This window comes from Coprococcus sp. AF99-45 (assembly GCF_027663865.1).
Lineage (GTDB): Bacteria > Bacillota > Clostridia > Lachnospirales > Lachnospiraceae > Allocoprococcus > Allocoprococcus comes.
The window spans coordinates 57,823-79,500 of the sequence record NZ_JAQDGZ010000005.1 but is presented as its reverse complement, the minus strand read 5'-3'; the positions used below and the strand labels follow the sequence as shown (position 1 = coordinate 79,500).

The following is a 21,678-nucleotide window of genomic DNA, read 5'->3' as shown; positions in this document are numbered from 1 at the left end:
GCCTGTTGTTGCTTTGTGCTGTTTATTCCCTGCTGTCATGCAGGGTGTGGGAATCTCTGACCTGCCGAAAGAGAAAATGTTCCCGGCTCCTTATTGTCTTTTCGGCTGGTAATCTGCTGGTAAACCAAAGGGGTAGGGTGTGGGGAGGGGAAAGCGGGAATAGACTGATTTCTCGTTATGCCCAAAAGGATAGACTTTTCCCTTGGTGTCAAAATACCTAGCGTTCCCTGCTTTTTTCCCTTTTCCGGTATAATTCCAGTGCTTTGATAATGGTTTCTTCCATTTTCTGCTGTGTAGTTCCCGACGGGAAATATTTCTTCAGTCGGTTCTTTGGGATTTTCCACTGCTCTACCTGATTTGGCTTTTCCTCTGCCATAATCGACAGCAAAACATCTTCATTTAACCTGCCCTCTGCTGAAAATTTGCGGATTTTAATTGCCTGTGCATGACTTGGGGTACAAGCCTCCGACTCCATGGTGTCGTACAATATCTCCTGTTCCTCCTTCGTCAAATACGACAGCTCCACCGCCGGACGCATAGAAATCTTTTTGTCATCGACCATTTCAAGGATTTCCGGGATAAGCTCCGTAAGGCGGATATAGCGACGGATTGTTTCTCGACTTTCCCCTGCTTCTTGTGCCAAAATTTCATTTGTCCGGAACTTTGACACCAGTGGTGTCGAAGTTAAATCTGTTCTCTTGCCTTGTCTATTCATTGCTTCTAATTTCATTTTATAAGCAAATGCCTTTTCGGATGGTAAGATTTCTTCTCGCTGAAGATTGCTGTCAACCATGACAATGACTGCTTGATCATCACTAAGATTTCTTACAATACATGGCATTGTCTCTTTTCCTGCCAGTTCACTTGCCATTTTTCTGCGATGTCCAGAAATCATTTCATACCCGCCCATTGGTTTCTCCCTGACAAGTGCAGGCACCAATACACCATGATCACGGACACTCTCAATTGTTTCCAACATCTTATCATCCATTTTTACCTTAAACGGATGATTCGGGAAGTCTGTAATTTCATAAATAGAAATATTTTTTACATATTCCTGATTCTTCTGGTCTCTTTCTTCTTGCGTTGTAAAAAGATCATCGGCTGAGGGAAGATCCATGTTTATTTCTCTGCTTTTCGCCACATTGAATCACCTCCCTCGTAAATTCTGCATACGCCTTTGCAACAGTTCCATTCTTGTCGTACTCATAAATGCTCTGTCCTGTCGCACTGCTTTCTGCCGCTGTGATAGCCACTGGAATAACCGTTTTAAAAATTCGAATATGTTTCCCGTAATTTTCTCGAAGGCTATCCTCTGTTGTCCTTGCAAGTTTTGTTCTCATATCTGCAAGTGTCAGCAATACTCCATCAATCTTCAGATTAGGATTTAGCTGTCTTTGTACCTTACCGATTGTTTTCATGAGCTGTGTCATACCCTTTAATGGAAGATAATGAGCCTGAACTGGAACAATTACACTGTCTGCAGCAGCTAATGCATTGATAGTCAACATCCCCAAGCTAGGCATACAATCAATTAGGATATAATCATAATCTTTTTTCAAATCTGCCAGATACAGCTTTAGTGTCTGCTCTCTGCTCATGGCATTTACCAGGGAGATTTCCATGCCCGATAATTCAATGTTAGTTGGAATAATGTCAACTCCTTCTTTATGGTGTAAAATGCCTTCATTATACACAAATGGTTCGTCTTGTAATACTTTCTTCATCTGTGTATCCAACGTAATCGGAAGATTATCTGCATCAGTCCACCCCAATGCGGTTGTTAAATCTCCCTGTGGATCAGCATCGACCAATAATACTTTTCGCCCTTGATGTGCAAGACCGATTCCTAGATTCAATGTTGTTGTGGTCTTAGCTGTTCCTCCCTTCTGATTTGCAAGGGCGATTACTTTACACTTAGTCATATGGCTTCCTCCTTTCTCGAAAAATTTAATAGCCAATCCGTTTTATGAGACTGGCTATGTATAAAAATGGACATGAAAAAACCGACTGACTCATATTGAACCAATCGGCTATGTACAAAATTCTATTTTAACCAAATAGATATTCAAAAACAGCTGCAAATGCTGCATTCTTCATCTGCCGGGATCTTACTTTGCCAATTTGATATGCTTTCATCAAATCACTTTCTTTGCTTACTATTAATTCCCCTAATGTATTGATATTCAATTCTCTTAACTTTCCTTTCTGCCACTCCGAAATCTCCAATACATCAATACTTTTTGCAAGCTGAAATTTGAGACACTCTGTCATATCTGGCTCTGTAAATTTAGGAATTTTTTTTATTAATGTTTCGTATGCTTTGCTATTAGCTCCAAATTCACTCATTCGTTTAAGTGATAAATTATTCACTATGTTGATTCCAACACTAAGAGGCGCATTTTCTAGTGCAAATAAACAGCCTAAATTAACCTCATACCTATTACCAATTTCTGAATTTGTCGCTTTTATTCCCGTAGCTTGAAGCTTGATAATTCCTGTATATTCTAATATTCTAAGCGCTTCCTTAATAACTTGTGGACTATTTCTATGAATCCAGAAATATGCTGATGATGCTTTGTTATTTTCTAAAGCTCTATCATTTTTATTCTTTATCTCCGGTAATACTACAGTTTCAATAAAAGTTCTTCCCCAATCAATAAATTCACTATTGCTAGGATATTTTTCTGCTAATAATGATTGTTCTGACCAAATTTCTTCCCTATAAAATTCTCTAAAAACAGCCATAACTGAATTAGTTTTAAAGTTTCCAGCTTTCTCAACACTTCTTAATAATAATCTTGGATTTCCACTCGCTGCATACGCCAATACTGAAAAGTTTTCTCCATTCCTTATCAAATTTTTTGTAGTTTCACTATCTTTAATCTGCCTGAGAACCATTTCCTTCATATTGGTAACATAATTCTCTTCTCTCAAATCTCTCGTTAAATTAATTGTTACTGCATCATGCATTGGTTCAAAAATATCTCCATAACAAGTAACCCCTGGATACACCGCTGCATTACATTTAACATATGATGAACGTATTTCTCGAAAAATTGAAAAAAATTGTCTTTGCTGTTCAGGAATAAAAACATGTGCTGCTTCATCAATATATATAACCATTCGTTTTATATTCAGTTCTACACATAAATCTTCAATAATATCCATCAATTCATCTATTGTCGGTACTGCCGTCGTGTCTATTATTTTCCCTGGATTTTTCCAAGAATTTTCAAATTCTTTATTTTTTTCTATTAACGTTTTTATAGAATTTCCATATGGACTCTCTTCACTAGTAACATTTCCAAAATTCCATTTAACACTAGATATCAACCCGTATTTTTTTAATTCTCTAATGATTACCGTACAGATTTTATTTAACATCCATAATTCAAATTGCACATTATTTCCCGTCTGCACTAAAGAAGCACTCCTAAAAGTAAGAAAAACCGGAAAGATTCTATCCTTTTCAAAATTCTCAAGCAGCTGCATTTGAGATATTTTAAAAAGAAATGATTTTCCCATTCCCCTACTTCCAACTAACAAAACTGGAGACTGGGATTTCAAACTTTTCAATATTTTTTTATCATCTTCACTTTCTACGTATAATTCTTTAAGTTGATCTTCTTCAAGTTCTTCTGTTCGTATTATAAAATCATTCATTCTCTATTAGCTCCTTAATTATATATTTCTTGTGCACATCCTAAATAACCAATTTCATCCATAATTACCTCTTCAAATTCAGATAATTTGTCCCTTTCTATTATATCCTCCACATACCTCATTGTTAATGCAAAAATAATAACTTGATTGATACTTTCTACTTTATCAGCTAATAATTCAAAAATAGCTTGATTAAATTGTGTTGCCTTAGGCAACAAAGATGTTGCCCCATAATTGTTATGAATAAACTCCGAACACTCTCTATAAACTCTCTTAGCTATCTCTTTCATCCCATAAGCTTCATCAGCAAATAATGGTTCAAATGCTTGTACAAATTTTTTTGAAAATATTCCTTCATTATCATCCATTATTTGCGACCAATATAAATCTAATGTTTCTGATTTCCATAATCGAAAATTTAATTCATTGGTTGAAAGTTGTATTCCAAACATTGTAGCTTCAAAATAACTCCTCAAGGAAATAAATGCATGTTTATATAATCCCATACACCAAAACAATAACATCGATTGATACTCAGCTAAAGCCTCTTTATAGATTACCACTTCATAAGAATCTTCTAAAAAATCTATCCACTGTTTATAATCTTCAACAAACCTTGATGCTTTCGCATGCATTTGAAGATTTTTTCCTGTTAGTGATTCTGAAATAATACCTGAAAATTTTTCATTAATATTTTGATACTCTTTTAAATATTTTTCCATAAAAGTCCTCCAAATGAATATTCTCTCTATCATATGATTTCATTAACTTTCAATTTATTATATACACAATCTAATAAATCTTCCTTTCAAAATATGCTTCTACGTTTTTATTATACCAACTCTTCAACCCCTATACACTAATTTTTTCAAATTCTATAATCAAAAAAGCAGGCGATAAAAAGTCACAAAACCTCTTCATACACCTACTTTTTACCTGTACTCTCACCACTACCACTTCCACAACATCTGGATGTTCAACCACCCACATACCACAAAATACTACCTGTTTTGTGATTTTCTCATGCTAGGAGACAAAATATTCCACTGCGTTCTCAGGGAAGAATTCCTTAAACTCACCGTACAGCTGTGCTGCAAGTGTTTTATTGTGCGCAAGTACCAAAGTTGGCTTGTTTAACTGGGCGATGACGTTCGCCATGGTGAAGGTCTTACCGGAACCTGTGACACCCAGCAAAGTCTCGAACTGGTTGCCTTCTTGAAAGCCTTTGACCAGTTTTTCAATTGCCTGGGGCTGATCGCCTGTTGGTTTGTATTCGGAGTGTAATTTGAAATGATCCATACGTTTCTCCTTGTTATTCTGAAATTTGTGGATATGTAAATACTGCCTATTACTACACGTAAAAAAAGTGTTTTTATCTTTATTATTCTTGCTTTTACAGTATATCATTCAGAGTAAAAAAAGTACAGAACAAGCGAATGTTTGTTCTGTACTTTATACGTTTTCTATATTATTTATTCAAAAACTATTTCTGAATATTTTTCTTTTTTCCCTTTTCCAGCTCTGTATCTGGATTGAAGTCTTCTGATAGATATTTTGAATTTTCTTTAATTGATTTCACCAGTTCTCTGAATGCCGTTATCTTTTCATCCTCGTTCATTTCAGTATTCCTTTTGTTCTTCAAGCTGTTCCAGACAATATTTTTCTGCCAGAATTATAAATTCATCTGCAACTGAAATCTGCCGTTCTGATTCTTCTTTACTTGCAATATAAAAATCATCATAATCGCTGGCATGGCAAATCTCTTCTGCCTGACCGATTTTCCTTCCCATTTCCCTTGGAAACACAGACGTCTTCACATAATCCTTATTGAAGTTTGCCACAGCATCTTTATGTCTTTTATATGCTTTACCGCTGACAGCATGTACTGCATTAATTGCATGAAAGATGGAATAGTACGCTCCGTTATTAGCTCCTTTATAATCTTCAATAAAAAATAATGCTCTTGCTGATTTCAGATCATTTCGGGCTGTTTCCCGACGATATAACACCAGATCCCGCCTAGTACCGATTCCTGATTATGCTGCTCCATACAAAACTACCCCTTCTTTATGAATATTGGAATAAAATGGATAGTTCACAATCCACTTGTTAAAATGTGCTTCACTTTTTGCAATAGGCTTTATGTCCGTGTCATGATCCATATTAAAGTCATAGGTCATGTACGAGAGCTGTTGTGCATATGCCTTTAATTCCAGATCTGATATATCCACCAGGATCATAATGTCTACATCAGAATCCGGGCGGAAGTCCCCCTTGCATAAGAACCATAAAGGATTATCTGGCGTACATGGGAACCATAAATCTTCTTGACCGCTTCCACATACTGTTTAATTAAATCCTGCATAATCTTTGGCATACATCATCACCTCATTTTCTGCTGATAATACTATAAATTTCTTGATTTTATTATAACCAGTTTACCCTCGTTTCTCAATCAATATTTTCCATGTAACAATGTTACTGCTTTCTTCGACGAATTTTGTTCACCGTTATGGTATACATCTTGTTCTATATTTTTACTGAAATCAAAAAAAGCAGAGCCTGCTCCTCTCAGACTCTGCCTCTCACTTTTTTCTTTTTATACTGCCGCTATTCTTCTACTTCTCTCTCATAAACGATCTCACCGCCAAGAACTGTCATATCCACTTTCGTGGCCTTGATCTCATCCGGGTCGATCTCATAGATATTCTTCTCGAGAACTACGAAGTCCGCATTTTTTCCCACTTCGATGGTTCCGTTCTCGTCTTCTGTATAGGAAGCGTAAGCTGCGTTTTTTGTAAAAAGCTTCACCGCTTCGTCTACGGATATTTTTTCGGATGGGATCCAGCCTTCCTGTGGCTGACCGCTGATATTTTTACGGGTAACTGCAAAATAAATATTCTCCATTGCATCAAAGCTTACCACAGGAGCATCCGAGCCGCCGGACGTATGGATTCCCATATCCAGCATACTCTTCCATGCATACACCTTATCCATACGTTGTGCGCCGATGGCAGGTTCCACTGTGTTCATATCCAGATCGATAAATACCGGCTGGATATATGCCAGCAGATCCTGGTCTTTCATACCCTGCAAAATACGCGGATTGGTGATCTGGCAATGCACGATACCATGTCTGCCCTTTTTGTTATCCTTCCGGTAAGGAGATTTCGCAACTGCCTCAATGACCATATCCATGGCACGATCGCCTATACAGTGTACCGCCGCCTGCATCTGATGCCGGTCAAAAAAAGCAAATAGATCGTCAAGCTCATCCTGACTGAATGTGATGATCCCGGTATTTTCCGGCGAATCCTCGTAAGGCTCATTCATGGCCGCTGTTCTTGCACCAAGGGAACCATCCTGTATCAGCTTCATCGGTCCAACAGTAAAGTGATCTCCCCTCTGCCCGGTACGATATCCTTCCTCGATAAAAGCCTTCGCATCCTCCGCCCGCTCAAAAAGGCACTGCTCATAATGGCGGATACTCAGCTCTCCTCTGGCATCCAGTGCCTTGTAGGAGGCCATGATCCGACGCCAATTTTTTCCCGGAAGGGAGGCAAGATCATCGGACTGTACACCTGTAAATCCACATTCATTCAGTTTCTTCGCACTGTATCTGATGTAGCCTTCCACTTCTTCCTGGGATGGTGCTTCCAATACGGAAGAATAAAACTGTACTGCATTCTCCTTCAGAAGTCCGGTATCAAGATCAACCTCCTTCTCAATCTCCGGAAACTCCGGGATTTTTTTCAGAAGCTCCAGACCACAGCTGTTGCACACAGCCACGTGCCCGCAGACACGCACCATAATGATGGGAATTTCCGTTGAGAGTGCATCCAGCTCATCCTTATGCGGATAGCGCGGCTTATCAAAATGCTCCTCATTCCAGCCTCTGCAGTAGAGCCAGGTCAGCTTCTGACCTTTACTCTCCTCCAGTCTTTTTTTTGCTGCAGCAAGCATTTCCTCAACACTTGTGCAGTCAAACAGTTTCACAGATCTTTCCACAAATGCATAATGCAACATATGCATATGTGTATCCACAAAACCGGGCAGCATCAGCCTTCCCTTAAGGTCAATCCGTTTTTTGCAGGAAAAAGCTTCCGCTTCTTTATCAGTTCCCACAAAAACGATCCGGCCATTTTCGATTCCCACAGCCTCTGCCACTTTTTCACTGTTATCCAGTGTTCTTATACATCCGTTAAAAAAAATCGTATCCACTGTTTATTTTTCCTCTTTTTCTTTTTTATCCTCGTAGAAAAGTGCCATATCCTTGTCTACTTTTCCGATTCCCATGTAACGCGCCTTATAATCCTTCAGCAGCTTAAAGAAGGTACCACTTAAGATAAATAATGTGGCAACATTTACAAATGTAGGGAATACGGTTGTAAAGTCTGCAATTACCCACAGCTGTGCCGGTGTTCCGTTTCCGTAAAGAGTAAGCACTGTGACCAGAAGACCCCATAATGGCGTTCCAAGGATAAAAACCTTCTCTGCGATCTTCAGAACCTTCTGATTGTTTTTCAGCCAGTGCTTCAGGATCACGCTGTAATAGGTGAACCATCCGGTTGATGTTGTCAGTCCGAAAAGGAAAATACTGATCGCGATCAGCGCTCTCGCAACAGAGCCCATTCCGGACTCAAATGCTGTCAGTGTCAGCTCTGATCCCTGAAGTCCTGAATTCCAGTAGCCTGTGGTGATAACAACAAGACCTGTCATGGAGCAGACTACGATGGTGTCTGCAAATACCTCAAATGCTCCCATCAGTCCCTGTTTTACAGGATGGTCTGTTTTTGCGGAAGCATGGATCATAGGTGAGGTTCCCCAGCCTGCCTCGTTGCTGTATACAGAACGGGCAAATCCAAGACGCATAGCTGTTGCAACACCGGCTCCCATAAATCCGCCGACTGCTGCCTGTGTTGTAAATGCACCCTTGAAGATCAGTCCAAAGGTTTCTGGCAGCTTGTCAAAATTCATTACCAGTATTGCAAGAGATCCTACAATGTAAAGCATGCACATGATCGGTGTCATATAGGAAGAGATCACACCGACTTTCTTTACACCACCAATGATGATCAGGTAGATCGCTGCCACATACAGAAGTGACGGCACGATGTACGGCAGGTGGAAGGTACTTCCGACAGCCTCTGATACTGTATAATTCTGTAAGGTGATGAACCATGTCATAAAAATACAGCCGCCGAACAGTACTGCAAAAAGTTTCCAGAAGGGAAGCTTTTTCTCTCCGCCAAGACCCTTCTGCATGTAGTAGGTCGGGCCTCCCTGGTACTCACCGTTTGGCTGTTTTTCTCTGTAGTACACAGCAAGTGTTACCTCTGCCATCTTGATGACCATAGCAAGAAGCGCCGCGATCCAGAGCCAGAATAATGCACCAGGTCCTCCTGTTGCAATGGCTGTTGCAACACCGGACATGTTGGATACTCCAACGGTACCGCCGATCGCAATGGAAATAGCCTGGAACGGTGTCAGGCTCTTTCCGTCGTCTCCGCCTTCCTGACGGCGTTCTTTACTGAACATGTTTTTCACAATGTAACCAAAATGGCGGAACTGGAAGAAACCGGAACGTACTGTCAGATATACGCCTGTAGCGAGAATCGTGATCAGCAGCGGCAGTCCCCAGAGCCAATTGGTCAGATTTTCAAATAATTCAAACATCTTTTCCTCTCCTATCCTTTTTATTGTTTTTCTTTTGCATACATTCGGAAAATCCGCGTACAGAATATAAAAAATCCCCAGAACATGAAGTCAGATACGGATACCCGGTGTTCTCGACATACAGCTCTTCTGCCATATATCTGCGAGCCCCGTTTCTGCCCTCTTTATACTTCATGCTCTGGGGATCTTACATTTCAGTCCACTAATCTTCCAAACGATCACAGTATATCACAGTTCCGGAGGAATTGCTACTTTTTCCGTTTGAATTTTGTAATGCTCAATACCAGGTTATCTTTTCGATTCATGAAAATAACAGTCATCTTCACGTCCATATTCTTGTAAATACAATAGATTTGACTAATGGTATGCTCTATAACTGTGATATGCATAATTTCTATGCTATCAGAAACCATGTTAAATTTGTTCTACAATCATACCGTTTGTGGTATGGGGATCATCCGTTGCGCTTATTAGAATAATATCCGTTTATATAAAATTATCCCTCAGGACTTTTTTAACAGAAAAAATTACTACTTTTTGCAATATTCATAAATATTAAATGGTTCTTTTCTTTTTTCAAATAAGATATCAGCTTCTTTCCTTTGATGAAAATCTGATTTCTGACACTCTTGGTCTCCTTTTTCCTGCACTAAAAAAACGCCACAAATTGTGACGTTTTTTAGTACCCTTTATATTTCAATGAGATTTCTTGATTCTAAAACTCACTTTTTCCATATTTTCTTTCTGCCCCTCGATATGGCTGTTCTTCCAAACTTAAAATTGCTTTTTTAAGTTTTTCTGCCAGTGCAATTGCATTATCAGCATAATTACTAACAAGAAGTGCCTGCTCGTATATCTTATCAATATCTCTATATGCCTGTGGAAACATTTTTACGGTATATTTATCCCAAATGTTTCCTCCTGAGTTCTCTCAATGCCTCACGTGCATCTAATAATTCTGCACCTTCTGCGACTTCCCGTTCTGCTTCAAAAATTGCCTTATCAATCTGATTTGTGCTGAGTAATTCTTCATAAGTTTCCATACTCATAACTACTAAATCTCCATAACCATTTTTTGTAATAAATACTGGTTGCTGTTGTTTGTGACATATTTCAGATATTTCATTTGTATTTCTTAAATCTGTAATTGGTTTTATTATTGGCATTGTAACTCCTCCTTTCTTTGTACATTATTATAACAGAATATTGTACATTTATTATTTTGCAAACCTGATGGAGTAGATCACTAACTTCTTTCTTCATTTTCCAAAACCTTCTGCTGGTATCTCATGTCTGCCACCGTGTACACTGTGATGAAAGCCTTCGGATCAAGATTATTGATGTAATTCATGAGTTTCTGATACTCATTTTTATCTACGATCGTAATGATCTCGTGTCTTTTATCTAAATTGTACGCTCCGATGGCATCATAAATGGTCGCTCCACTATGAAGCTCATGCAGAATAAAATTCCGAAGTTCTTCTTCATACTTTGTAATAATACACACTCTTCGTTTCAGATTCTGCCCGAAGATAAAATGGTCTACCACCATCCCATTAAAATAAGTACCAAGAACGCTTAAAACCACCGTCTTCTTATCATATACAAGTGCTGCCGAAAGCGCCACACACATACCGGCTAAAGACATGGCTTTCCCCAATTCGATGTGCAGATATTTATTCATGATCTTAGCCACAATATCAAGTCCGCCGGAAGAAGCATTCATATTAAAGAGAATACTGAGTCCTACACTGACTACCAGAACATAACAGAGGACATCCAGTTCCTGGGTTTTTGTCAGGGAACCGATATTCGGGAAAATCCGTTCAAAAATACCGATAAATACCGGCAGTAAGATACTGGTATACACGGTTTTCGTACCAAATTCCCGTCCACATGTTATGAATCCGATGATCAAAAGAACAACATTCAGGACCATCGTGATCACTGAAAGCGGTAAAGGTATAAAATTCGTAAGAATAATTCCAAGACCGGAAATACTGCTGACCGATGCATGGCTCGGCACCAGAAAGAAATAAACCGCTGCAGCGATAATTGCCACTGCAGCGGTAAGTGTAAATAGTTCCCATACAACTTCTTTGCAATTGATTTGTTTTTTCATTCCCAAACCTACCCTATCATGACATTTTTATAGAACTGCTATTTTACTTCTCTGCTCGGAAGGACTTGCAGTGCTATATATACAAGTATAGCGTATGCACAAAAAAATTGATAGTATTTTTTAATTTATGTAAATTTTGTTGAATCCTGTTGTTACTGTTCACTCCCGTGTCAATCACTACGCTGATTGGCACGGAGGATGCACGTTTTATCTTGAACGGCATCTGGCCCATCGCCAGAGGCGATTTAAAATGGCGAGATGCGTTGCTGGTCACAGGTACTGTGAACAGTAACATCCTGTCTTTTGAATCTTATTCAGCAATTGCATTCCCGGTGTACAACTGATAATATTTTCCCTTTTCTGAAATCAGTTGGTCATGGGTACCTCTTTCGATAATGCGTCCCTGTTCCAGGACCATGATACAGTCGGAATTCCGAACCGTAGACAGACGGTGTGCGATCACAAACGTAGTACGTCCATGCATCAGTCTGTCCATGCTTTCCTGAATAATACGTTCAGTACGCGTATCAATAGAGCTTGTAGCCTCATCCAGGATCAGTACCGGCGGATCTGCAACTGCTGCTCTGGCAATTGCAAGAAGCTGTCTCTGTCCCTGGCTTAAGTTTGCCCCATCCCCGGTGATGACCGTATCATATCCTTCCGGAAGTCTGCGGATAAATCCATCTGCATTTGCCAATTCTGCTGCTGCAAAGATTTCTTCATCTGTTGCATCCAGTTTTCCAAAACGGATATTGTCTTTTACCGTTCCTGTGAACAGATGTGTATCCTGCAGTACAATTCCAAGGGAACGTCGCAGATCCGCTTTCCGAATCTTGTTTATATTAATTCCATCGTAGCGGATTTTTCCATCCTGAATATCATAAAACCGGTTAATCAGATTTGTAATGGTTGTTTTTCCTGCTCCTGTCGAACCTACAAAGGCAATTTTCTGTCCTGGCTCTGCATACAATTTCACATCATGAAGCACGATCTTATCATTATTGTACCCGAAATCCACACCATCAAATACTACATTTCCCTTAAGCTCAATATAATCTACCGAACCATCTGCCTGATGTGTATGCTTCCATGCCCAGCATCGGGTATGTTCCTTACATTCTATAAGTTTTCCATTTTCTTTTTTCACATTGACCAGAGTCACATACCCGTCATCTACTTCCACTTTCTCATCCAGAAGGGTAAAGATACGCTCTGCTCCTGCAAGTGCCATTACAATAGCATTCATCTGCTGGCTGACCTGGTTGATCGGCATACTAAAGCTTTTATTGAATGTCAGAAAGCTTGCCAGTGCACCCAGTGTAAATCCTCCCACACCATTCAGCGCAAGGGCACCTCCGACAATCGCACAGACTACATAACTGATATTTCCGATCTGCGCATTCAAAGGTCCGAGGTAGTTTGCATAGGTATTCGCACGGTCTGCGCTTACAAAAAGTGCCTCATTCAGCTCTTTAAATTCTGCCTTACTTTCTTCCTCATGGCAGAAGACCTTGACAACCTTCTGTCCATTCATCATTTCTTCAATATAACCATTGACTTTTCCAAGATTTTTCTGCTGTTCCAGGAAATATTTCCCACTCTGTCCGGCGGCTTTCTTGGTACCAAATATCATAATTGCAACCATGATCATCGTCACAACCGTAAGTGGAATATTTAAGATCAACATACTGACAAATACACTGATGATCGTAAATCCGCTGTTGATGATCTGCGGAATACTCTGGCTGACCATCTGCCGCAGGGTATCGATATCGTTCGTGTAAATTGACATGATATCACCATGTGCATGGGTATCAAAATATTTGATCGGCAGCTTTTCCATATGTTCAAACAGCTCATTACGCATATTCATCATCATTCCTTGTGTCACATTGATCATGATACGGTTATATGCGTAAGTCGCAACGATTCCGATTCCGTAAAATACCGCAACCCTTTCAATTGCATGTGCAAGCGGTGAAAAGTTCGGTGTACCGTCAGACAGCAGGAACGGTGTAATATATTTGTCGATCAGATCTCTTGTAAACATCGTTCCCTGCACATTTGCGATAACTCCTACAAATATAAGGATAAATACTGCAATACAATGAATTTTATAATCACGGAAAATGTAGTTTATCAGACGCATCAAAAGTTTCCCCGGATATTTCACTTTATTCTGTGGTCTTCCCATCGGTCTTGGCATTATGCTTCACCTCCGTTTTCATCAAAATCTCCTCCGCCCTGAGTCTGCGATTCGTATACTTCGCGGTAAATTTCATCGGTCTTCAGCAATTCTTCGTGTGTACCAAATCCATGAACCTGCCCTTCATCCATAACGATGATACGGTCTGCATCCTGCACACTGGATACACGCTGTGCAATGATCAGCTTTGTTGTATCCGGGATTTCTTCACGGAATGCACGGCGGATCTTTGCATCTGTAGCAGTATCTACCGCACTGGTACTGTCATCCAGGATCAGGATCTTCGGTTTCTTAAGCAGTGCTCTTGCAATACACAGTCTCTGCTTCTGACCACCGGATACGTTGTTTCCTCCCTGCTCAATGTGGGTATTATATTTATCCGGGAAACGCTCAATGAATTCATCTGCACATGCAAGCCGACATGCTTCCATACATTCTTCATCGGTCGCCTCTTTGTTTCCCCAGCGCAAGTTATCCAGAATACTTCCGGTAAACAGTACATTTTTCTGCAATACAACAGATACCTGGTTTCTCAGTACTTCCAGATCATAATCCTTGACATTCTTTCCGCCAACCAGGATTTCTCCGCCTGTCACGTCATACAGACGACTGATCAGATTCACCAGACTCGTCTTCGCACTTCCGGTTCCTCCAATGATGCCAATCGTCTCACCGGAATGGATGTCCAGATTGATATTCTTCAGGACTTTCTCTGCACTGTCTTTTTTGTAAGCAAAATCTACATTCTTAAATGAAATACTTCCATCTTCCACTTCATAAAGCGGATGTTCCGGATTATGGATATCGCTGGTTTCATCCAGTACTTCTGCTATACGCTGCATACTTGCCATACTCATGGAAATCATGACAAATACCATAGACAGCATCATCAGACTCATCAGAATGTTCATACAGTATGCAAGAAGACTCATCAACTCTCCTGTTGTCAACGATTTCACTACGATCATCTTTGCACCAAACCAGCTGATCAGGATGATGCAGGTATAAACAGTGAACATCATAATCGGTGAGTTCCATATAACATTTTTCTCTGCTCTTACAAAAATATCGTAAATATTCTTACTTGCATACTGAAATTTACTTGTTTCCTGTTCTTCTCTTACATATGCTTTTACTACACGGATCGCAGATACATTTTCCTGAACGGATGCATTTAAAGCATCATATTTTGGAAATGCCTGCTGGAAATAAGCCGTTGCATGACGAATGATAAAGAAGAGGATCACTCCCAGGATCACAACTGCCACAAGGTAAATACTTGCCAGTCTGGCATTGATCGTAAATGCCATCACCATTGCACAGATCATACTTGCCGGTGCTCTCATCATCATACGCAGCATCATCTGGTACGCATTCTGCACATTGGTCACATCTGTTGTCAGACGTGTAACCAGACCTGCTGTACTGAAATGATCAATATTTGCAAACGAATAGGTCTGGATCTGATCGAACATCTTATTTCTCAAATTCTTCGCAAACCCGGTCGAAGCCTTTGCTCCGTATCGTCCTCCTGCCATTCCGGCAAGCAGGCCACAAAATGCAGCCACAATCATAATTCCACCAACTTTGTAAATATGGTGAATATCTCCGGTATTGACACCCTTATCGATAATAGATGCCATCAGAAATGGAATCAATGTCTCAAACAATACTTCCAGAATCATAAAAAACGGTGTTGCGATCGATGCCGCTTTATATTCTTTTACTTCTTTTAATAAAGTCCGAATCATGAATTCTCTCCTTTCATTTTTCCCATATTGTAATAAACTTTATCGATCACATGCATAAATGCATGTAATTCTTCTTCTGTAATGCCTTCTTCCAACTGCGCATCCATTTTCTGAAAAATTTCTCCCAGTTTTTCATGGTTTTCCCGTCCTTTTTCTGTCAGCATTACTTTTTTCAGACGCGCATCATTTGCAACCGATGCACGGCAGATGTACCCTTTTTTCTCCAGAGTCTGGATAATATTTGTTACCGCTGAACGGCAGATACCAAAATACTTTTCTATATCTTTCTGATAAATTTCCTTATCCTGATGTTCATATAGATAACGTAAGATCCAGCCATGCATCAGGGCAATCTCATCCAGTCCTTCTTCTTTTACACGCATTTCCAGCAGTTTTGAAATCGAACGGTCTATCCGGTGCACCTGATGTCCTACGTGGATTCGCTCTTCACATCCTTCACACAAATGACTTTCCTCCTTCCACTTTTTGCTTCTTCAAAAAAAAGAAAACTGTTCACGAATAAATTGTTCATCCGTAAACAGTTTAATCCTAAACAAGTTTATCACAGATATTTCCCTGCTGTCAACCTGCTATTTACTATTTTCCATCCAATCAAAAAGCTCACAGTTTTTTGCGATCAAAACCGCTGAAACCGGCATTATCATTGTGCAGGAAATTGCTCCAAAAATCATGGAAATACAGTTCTGAAAAAGAATTTTGGAGTTAAGCAACAACTCAATGGAATAATTCTGCATTCTCAAATACGCAAATAACAACAGCGATTCTCCCAGATATGCAAACAATAACGTATTAACCGTTGTTCCGATCACATCTTTTCCAATCTTCATTCCACTTTGAACCAGTTTGTTCATTTTGATATCCGGCTTATGACATTTCACCTCATATACGGAAGTTGTTACTGTCAGTGCCATATCGATCACAGCTCCTAACGTGCTGAGTACAATTACGGCTGTTGCAACCTTGGGCATACTGATATCCAGGTTCATATTATAATAGAAAACATCTTCTCCGGCTGCCTGGATCTCATTCAAGCCTCCCGCCCCGCTTTTCCATACGACCAGATAAATAAATGCAAATAACACACACATTGTAATTGCAACCGCAAGAAATGCACTCCAGGTTTTAATATTCGTCCCATTTTGATAAAACAAAGTGATACAGGAAATTAAAATTCCTGCACCGGCAGTAACCAGAAACACGGGTGCTCCGACGGCATAAAGCCAGATTGCAAGACTCAGGCACAAAATATTTCCCGCCAGAGCGATCAGAGACATGGCGCCTCTGTCCCCTCCAACAAGCACTATTACTATCATTAGAATCAGTCCCAATATGATCAACATCTTTTTTCCCTCTTTTTCACAGATAGTTTCATCATAACTGCTGTTATGAAAATAGACACTGGGATCGCCAGTACAATTCCGATACTTTCTACAAAGAAACGGCATAATTCACATGGAATATGCAATTTTACAATGGTAACAAAACGCACCTCATTGTTCATCCGGATCAAACATGTAGGGATCAGACCGCAGCCAAACACAAACAACAGCACATTGATCATTGTTCCCATAATGTCATATCCGATCTCTCTGCCCGAACGGAAAAGTTCCACAAATTTTACTTCCGGTTTCTGCTCAACAATCTCGCTTAAAGCCACCGATATGGCAACCGCCACATCCATGATGGCACCGAGTCCTGACAACAGGATCTCTGCATGGAAAATTTCATCCGGATTATCAATACTGCCCAGATATTCCATCGTCGAATAATCCAGTTCTTCCATATGCTGCATAACAAGATCAAATATCCCCATGATCATAAGCAGGACACATAGTGTTGTCAATAATGCGGCAAAAGTTTTCCTGTGGATTCCATTTAATCCAACAAGCGTTACCACTGCAAAAAAAAGGATCAGTCTGCTACATACACTTAGAATTTCCGATGTGTCATCCGCCGTCCAGAAACCGATCACAAAAATCAGGATATTCATCATTGCTGTTATGATCGTCAAACCGCCCTGCCGTCCGGCAATCCCAAGGAGCAGAAGTGCAAGGAAGCCAAGCATAACAACCAGCATCGTATCCCGCTTTACTCCAATGATCGATGATCCCTTATAAAACACCCGGTCACCTTTATGGTATTTTTGGTCAGCCATTTCTGTTGTTGTGTATTCATTGGCAATCCGGACTTCTTTTCCTTTGTCTTCTCCGTTTATGATTTTGCCATAAAGACTCTGCTTATATTTCGTTTCTTCTGTTCCACGTGTACTTTTGCTTTTCCCTTCTACAATTGTCACCACTTTTGTCACTTTCACGATCGGTGTCTGATACAGCCAGGCATCATTCATGACAAACAAAATTGCCAGCAGATATAACACACCTGCCACACAATAAAATCTTCCTTTTTTGTTTTTCATCAAATATCTGCTAATCTTTTTCCCGTATTCCTTCATGATCCATCTTTTCTCTTCTTATTTTTTTATCTGCATATCCGCATCTGTGATCCTGCAATACAAAGTCTCATCATTTGGTTCTTTATATGTCTCGAACGTTCCTTGAACGATAATTTCTGTTTCCTGTTCCGGATAATCTTCATCCGACAAGTGCAGCATAATAGCTTAATCCGTAATCATCTACCAGATAACGGAATGGAAAACGATCGCCAAACAGCAGTGTTTTTTGTGACGCGCCATCAACAACTTCCTGGTACTTAGCATCCGGGTCTTTCAGCTTTTCACTGTATGCAGATGCATTCTCCTGATAAATATTCTTATGATCCGGGTCTGCTTTTTCCAGCGCGTCTGCAATTGCCTTACTCAGCACTTCTGCATTTTTTACAGACAGCCATACATGCTCATCATATCCAAAGGAAAGGTATGACTTTTCATACCCTTTCTGCTTTATAAAAAGTTTTATTCAATCATTTAATCTTACCTTTTGATGAACTAACGAAATCGACAAAATGATCCAGAACCCCGGCAAAATAACAGTTTCTGCGATAAAGATCACCGGACTGACAAAAAATCCTACTGCAGGTGTTGTTCCCAGATTCCGAAGGACCTGCTTTGCCTGATGAACGCAGGCACAGATCGGGCAGTCCTTTCCCGTACAGTTATGATCTTCCTCTCTGGCAACATAAAAAAGAGAAGCAAAGGTTACAAATATAAGAAAAATACATATAACCGCTGCTATACTTTTTTTCTTTCCTGTATCCATCTCCTTCTCCTTTCCCAGATTTCATCTGTTAATAAATTTTATTTATTCTTTCTTACTGCATTCACCGCAGATTCCGTAAAACACAGTACGATGCGGATCCATCTGAAAATCATGATGCTGCTGCATATGCTGTTTTAAGCTTTCTATCTCATTGCACTGTAAATGGATCAGCTTTCCACATTTCTCACATTTACAATGATAGCAGTTTTCATATTCTTCCCCATGATCTCCGATATATTCAAAACAGGCACTGCTCGAACCGTCTATTACATACTTCGCGGCCAGACCTTCTTTCACCATCTTCTCCAGATGACGGTAAATGGTCGTGGTTCCGACGGAAATCCCTTTTTCCCTGAAAAAATCGCAGATTTCATTCACGGTAACATGTCTTCCCTGTACCGATTTCAGGAAGGTAAGTATTTCGGTCATTTGTTTTGTTTTATATGGTGCTTTTGCCATACTGACCTCCTCCCTTCAATTTGGAAATCGTTTTCATTTTATCACATTATTTTTATATGTCAATGAAATTTGAAAATGTTTTTCATTGTTCAAAAAAAACAGAAGCACCACACACAGATTACTCTCTGCATTGCGGTGCTCCTGCCTCTTCCTTTATTTAACCTTTTTCAATTTCTCTGGTTATTTTCTATTCGAATGACTGCTCTGTACGGTTGATGATCTCATCCTGAAGCGGTTTGCTTAAGTTACGGAAGAAATCACTGTATCCTGCAACACGCACGATCAGATCTCTGTAATCTTCTGGATGCTTCTGCGCTTCCTGCAGAGTCTTTCTGTCGATAACGTTGAACTGTACATGATGTCCATCCATTGCAAAGTAGCTGCGGATCAGACTTGCCATATTGTCAAGACCTTTCTCTCCTGCTACAACGTCCGGTGTGAACTTCTGATTCAGAAGTGTTCCTGCTGTAGCAAGATGATCCATCTTAGCGCAGGATTTGATAACTGCTGTCGGTCCGTTCACATCTGCGGATTTCTCCGGTGAAATACCTTCTGAAACCGGGATGTGTGCTTTACGTCCGTTAGCTGTTGCTCCGATCACATCTCCGAAGTAAACATGGCAGGTTGTAGGAAGCATATCAACTCCGTACTTTCCACCTCTCATAGTCGGACGTCCTGTGATCAGGTCATGATACAGATAGAATACATCCTGCATCAGATCATCTGCGTAGTCATCATCATTACCATATTTTGGTGTCTTATCGTGTACCATACGATAGATTGCATCGTATCCTTCAAAGTTATGATCCATTGCTTCGACCAGTTCTTCCATTGTGAAGTTCTTCTTATCATATACATTGTATTTAACAGCTGCGATACAGTCTGTAACAGTTCCGATACCAACACCCTGAATGTAGTTGGTGTTGTATCTTGCTCCACCTGCATTGTAGTCTTTTGCATTACTGATGCAGTCGTTTGTTACAACGGAAAGACACGGTGCCGGCATATTTTCTGCATATAATCTCTCGATTACGTTGTTTCCACGGATCTTGATATCGATGAAATGCTTCATCTGTTTCTTGAATGCATTCCACAGTTCATCAAATGTCTTAAAATCTTTTGCATAACCAAGCTTCAGTCCGAGCTGTTTGCCTGACATTGCATCATAACCGTTGTAAAGAGTCAGCTGGAAAATCTTCGGAATATTCATATAACCGGTCAGGATATATGCTTCACTTCCCCATGCTCCTGTCTCTACACAACCTGAAGATCCACCACGACGGGCATCTTCCAGAGATTTACCTGCATTGACAAGTTCCATGATCTGGGCTTCTGTATTATAAAATGCTGGCTGTCCCCATCCTTTTCTTGAGATTTCGCATGCTCTCTTAAGGAAACGTGCCGGTGTTTTCTTGCTGATGGTTACATTAGAGTTCGGCTGTACAAGCTTCATCTCATCCATACAGTCAAGGATCAGGTAGCTGACTGCATTTACACCGTCTTTACCATCTGGTGTAACTCCACCTGTATTGATATTCGCAAAGTCTACATAAGTAGCACTTTCTTTTAAGGTAATACCAACCTTAACCGGTGCCGGCTGGTTGTAGAATTTGATCCATAAGCATTCAAGCAGTTCTTTTGCTTTCTCGTCATCAAGGATTCCTGCTTCTGTATCTGCTTCATAATAAGAAATCAGATGCTGATCCAGACGTCCCGGACTGAATGCATCCCATGGGTTCAGTTCTGTTGTAACCGCAAGATGTGTAAACCAGTATAACTGGATTGCCTGCCAGAAGGTCTGCGGTTTGTGAGCCGGTACAACTTCCAGGTTGGCTGCGATCTGCTCTAATTCTTTCTTACGAGTAGGATCTGCTTCTTTTTCTGCCATTTCAAGAGCCAGTTTGTGATATCTCTCACCAAGGATGATTACTGCATCACATGCAATATCCATCGCTTTGAGTTCTTCCATTTTATCGGTAGCTTCCGGATCATTCATGAAATCCAGCGCATCCATAGTCTTTTTGATCTTTTCTTTGTATTCCAGATATCCAACTTTAAAGTTCTGTTCACCACCGCATGTATGTCCAGGTCCTCTCTGTTCCATGAACTCTGTGAACATACCTGCTGAATAGCAGTCATTCCATTCCGGAGTCATAGCTGCAAGGATCTTCTCTCTCATGCTTCGTCCTGACCAGTAAGGAATGATTTCCTTCTCCTGGATCTCACGATCTTCTTCTGTTGTATGGAAAGATACGAGATCACGTTCACTCATAACTACCATATCTTCTTTGCTGTGGCAGCAAAGTTCCGGGAATGTAGGAGACGCCTGTGGATCTTTTCCTTTTTCACCAACGATCAGCTCACCGTCTCCCAGATAAAGTGTCTTCTTTGAAAAATATTCTTTTAATACCATGGCTCTCATAACCGGAATCGAATATTTTCCATCATTTTTTCTGTAAAAATCTGTCTCGATTCTTGCTCTTTCGAGATCAATGTGAACCGGTGTTGTAACACTCAGTTCTCTCAGCTTCTGAATTCTTTCATTCATGCCTCTTGCCATTT

21 protein-coding genes and 2 pseudogenes are annotated in these 21,678 nt (G+C 40.2%); 1 reads left to right on the top strand and 22 read right to left on the bottom strand.

What is annotated here, in order from left to right; genetic code table 11:
• Window positions 1–217: 217 nt before the first annotated feature.
• From PGR14_RS05785 to PGR14_RS05740, 10 genes and pseudogenes are all read right to left on the bottom strand, one after another.
• Window positions 218–1,120 carry a ParB/RepB/Spo0J family partition protein gene (locus PGR14_RS05785; RefSeq protein ID WP_330663440.1) on the bottom strand — a complete coding sequence of 301 codons (903 nt, stop codon included), beginning with the start codon at window positions 1,118–1,120 and terminating at the stop codon, window positions 218–220.
• The gene (locus PGR14_RS05780) at window positions 1,098–1,925 is read right to left on the bottom strand and encodes a ParA family protein (protein WP_270223128.1); all 828 of its coding nucleotides are present in this window, start codon (window positions 1,923–1,925) and stop codon (window positions 1,098–1,100) included. The genes PGR14_RS05785 and PGR14_RS05780 overlap by 23 nt, the downstream gene beginning before the upstream one ends.
• Before the next feature lie 127 nt (window positions 1,926–2,052).
• A complete protein-coding gene (locus PGR14_RS05775; RefSeq protein ID WP_270223127.1) occupies window positions 2,053–3,666 on the bottom strand; it encodes a hypothetical protein in 1,614 nt (537 codons plus the stop codon).
• 14 nt (window positions 3,667–3,680) lie between these two features.
• Window positions 3,681–4,388, bottom strand: a complete 708-nt coding sequence (locus PGR14_RS05770; protein WP_270223126.1) for a hypothetical protein — start codon at window positions 4,386–4,388, stop codon at window positions 3,681–3,683.
• A gap of 307 nt (window positions 4,389–4,695) precedes the next feature.
• Window positions 4,696–4,965: pseudogene (locus PGR14_RS05765) on the bottom strand (DEAD/DEAH box helicase family protein); the annotation flags it as partial.
• A 184-nt stretch (window positions 4,966–5,149) separates the two neighbouring features.
• A complete protein-coding gene (locus PGR14_RS05760) occupies window positions 5,150–5,284 on the bottom strand; it encodes a hypothetical protein (protein WP_270223125.1) in 135 nt (44 codons plus the stop codon).
• Window position 5,285: 1 nt separating this feature from the next.
• The gene (locus tag PGR14_RS05755) at window positions 5,286–5,675 is read right to left on the bottom strand and encodes a HEPN domain-containing protein (RefSeq protein ID WP_242859500.1); all 390 of its coding nucleotides are present in this window, start codon (window positions 5,673–5,675) and stop codon (window positions 5,286–5,288) included.
• Between the two features lie 27 nt (window positions 5,676–5,702).
• Window positions 5,703–6,043: pseudogene (locus tag PGR14_RS16250) on the bottom strand (nucleotidyltransferase domain-containing protein).
• 233 nt (window positions 6,044–6,276) lie between these two features.
• Window positions 6,277–7,887, bottom strand: a complete 1,611-nt coding sequence (locus tag PGR14_RS05745; protein ID WP_055246688.1) for an amidohydrolase — start codon at window positions 7,885–7,887, stop codon at window positions 6,277–6,279.
• 3 nt (window positions 7,888–7,890) lie between these two features.
• On the bottom strand, window positions 7,891–9,342 hold the full coding sequence (locus PGR14_RS05740) for an alanine/glycine:cation symporter family protein (protein WP_055246689.1): 1,452 nt from the start codon (window positions 9,340–9,342) through the stop codon (window positions 7,891–7,893).
• A 245-nt stretch (window positions 9,343–9,587) separates the two neighbouring features.
• On the opposite strand from PGR14_RS05740, the gene PGR14_RS16390 reads away from it, so the two are divergent.
• Window positions 9,588–9,821, top strand: coding sequence for a relaxase/mobilization nuclease domain-containing protein (locus PGR14_RS16390; RefSeq protein ID WP_172676575.1), 234 nt, complete (start codon window positions 9,588–9,590; stop codon window positions 9,819–9,821).
• Between the two features lie 236 nt (window positions 9,822–10,057).
• Here the strand turns inward: PGR14_RS16390 and PGR14_RS05735 are convergent, their stop codons facing one another.
• The 12 genes from PGR14_RS05735 to hypD all read right to left on the bottom strand — a co-directional run bounded on the left by PGR14_RS05735 (window position 10,058) and on the right by hypD (window position 21,676).
• Entirely contained in the window at window positions 10,058–10,231 is a 174-nt protein-coding gene (locus tag PGR14_RS05735; RefSeq protein WP_156330660.1) for a type II toxin-antitoxin system RelE/ParE family toxin, read from the bottom strand.
• 13 nt (window positions 10,232–10,244) lie between these two features.
• On the bottom strand, window positions 10,245–10,508 hold the full coding sequence (locus PGR14_RS05730; protein WP_055246691.1) for a type II toxin-antitoxin system prevent-host-death family antitoxin: 264 nt from the start codon (window positions 10,506–10,508) through the stop codon (window positions 10,245–10,247).
• An 80-nt stretch (window positions 10,509–10,588) separates the two neighbouring features.
• Window positions 10,589–11,464 carry a YitT family protein gene (locus PGR14_RS05725; protein ID WP_055157237.1) on the bottom strand — a complete coding sequence of 292 codons (876 nt, stop codon included), beginning with the start codon at window positions 11,462–11,464 and terminating at the stop codon, window positions 10,589–10,591.
• A 310-nt stretch (window positions 11,465–11,774) separates the two neighbouring features.
• Window positions 11,775–13,670: an ABC transporter ATP-binding protein gene (locus PGR14_RS05720; protein ID WP_008374550.1), complete on the bottom strand. Its 1,896-nt coding sequence runs from the start codon at window positions 13,668–13,670 to the stop codon at window positions 11,775–11,777.
• Window positions 13,670–15,421, bottom strand: coding sequence for an ABC transporter ATP-binding protein (locus PGR14_RS05715; RefSeq protein WP_055246693.1), 1,752 nt, complete (start codon window positions 15,419–15,421; stop codon window positions 13,670–13,672). The genes PGR14_RS05720 and PGR14_RS05715 overlap by 1 nt, the downstream gene beginning before the upstream one ends.
• Window positions 15,418–15,885 (bottom strand): MarR family winged helix-turn-helix transcriptional regulator, encoded by a 468-nt coding sequence (locus PGR14_RS05710; RefSeq protein ID WP_055246695.1) that lies wholly within the window; start codon window positions 15,883–15,885, stop codon window positions 15,418–15,420. The genes PGR14_RS05715 and PGR14_RS05710 overlap by 4 nt, the downstream gene beginning before the upstream one ends.
• A gap of 126 nt (window positions 15,886–16,011) precedes the next feature.
• Window positions 16,012–16,782, bottom strand: a complete 771-nt coding sequence (locus tag PGR14_RS05705; RefSeq protein WP_055246697.1) for a YibE/F family protein — start codon at window positions 16,780–16,782, stop codon at window positions 16,012–16,014.
• Window positions 16,776–17,858, bottom strand: a complete 1,083-nt coding sequence (locus tag PGR14_RS05700) for a YibE/F family protein (RefSeq protein ID WP_055157331.1) — start codon at window positions 17,856–17,858, stop codon at window positions 16,776–16,778. Before PGR14_RS05700 ends, PGR14_RS05705 begins: the two co-directional genes overlap by 7 nt.
• A gap of 175 nt (window positions 17,859–18,033) precedes the next feature.
• Complete coding sequence (locus PGR14_RS05695) at window positions 18,034–18,264, bottom strand: metal ABC transporter substrate-binding protein (protein ID WP_055246699.1); 231 nt, start codon at window positions 18,262–18,264, stop codon at window positions 18,034–18,036.
• A 93-nt stretch (window positions 18,265–18,357) separates the two neighbouring features.
• Window positions 18,358–18,657, bottom strand: coding sequence for a hypothetical protein (locus PGR14_RS05690; protein WP_055246701.1), 300 nt, complete (start codon window positions 18,655–18,657; stop codon window positions 18,358–18,360).
• Between the two features lie 42 nt (window positions 18,658–18,699).
• Window positions 18,700–19,116: a Fur family transcriptional regulator gene (locus PGR14_RS05685; RefSeq protein WP_055246703.1), complete on the bottom strand. Its 417-nt coding sequence runs from the start codon at window positions 19,114–19,116 to the stop codon at window positions 18,700–18,702.
• Between the two features lie 187 nt (window positions 19,117–19,303).
• Window positions 19,304–21,676, bottom strand: coding sequence for a trans-4-hydroxy-L-proline dehydratase (gene hypD / locus PGR14_RS05680; RefSeq protein ID WP_055246705.1), 2,373 nt, complete (start codon window positions 21,674–21,676; stop codon window positions 19,304–19,306).
• Between the last annotated feature and the right edge of the window lie 2 nt (window positions 21,677–21,678).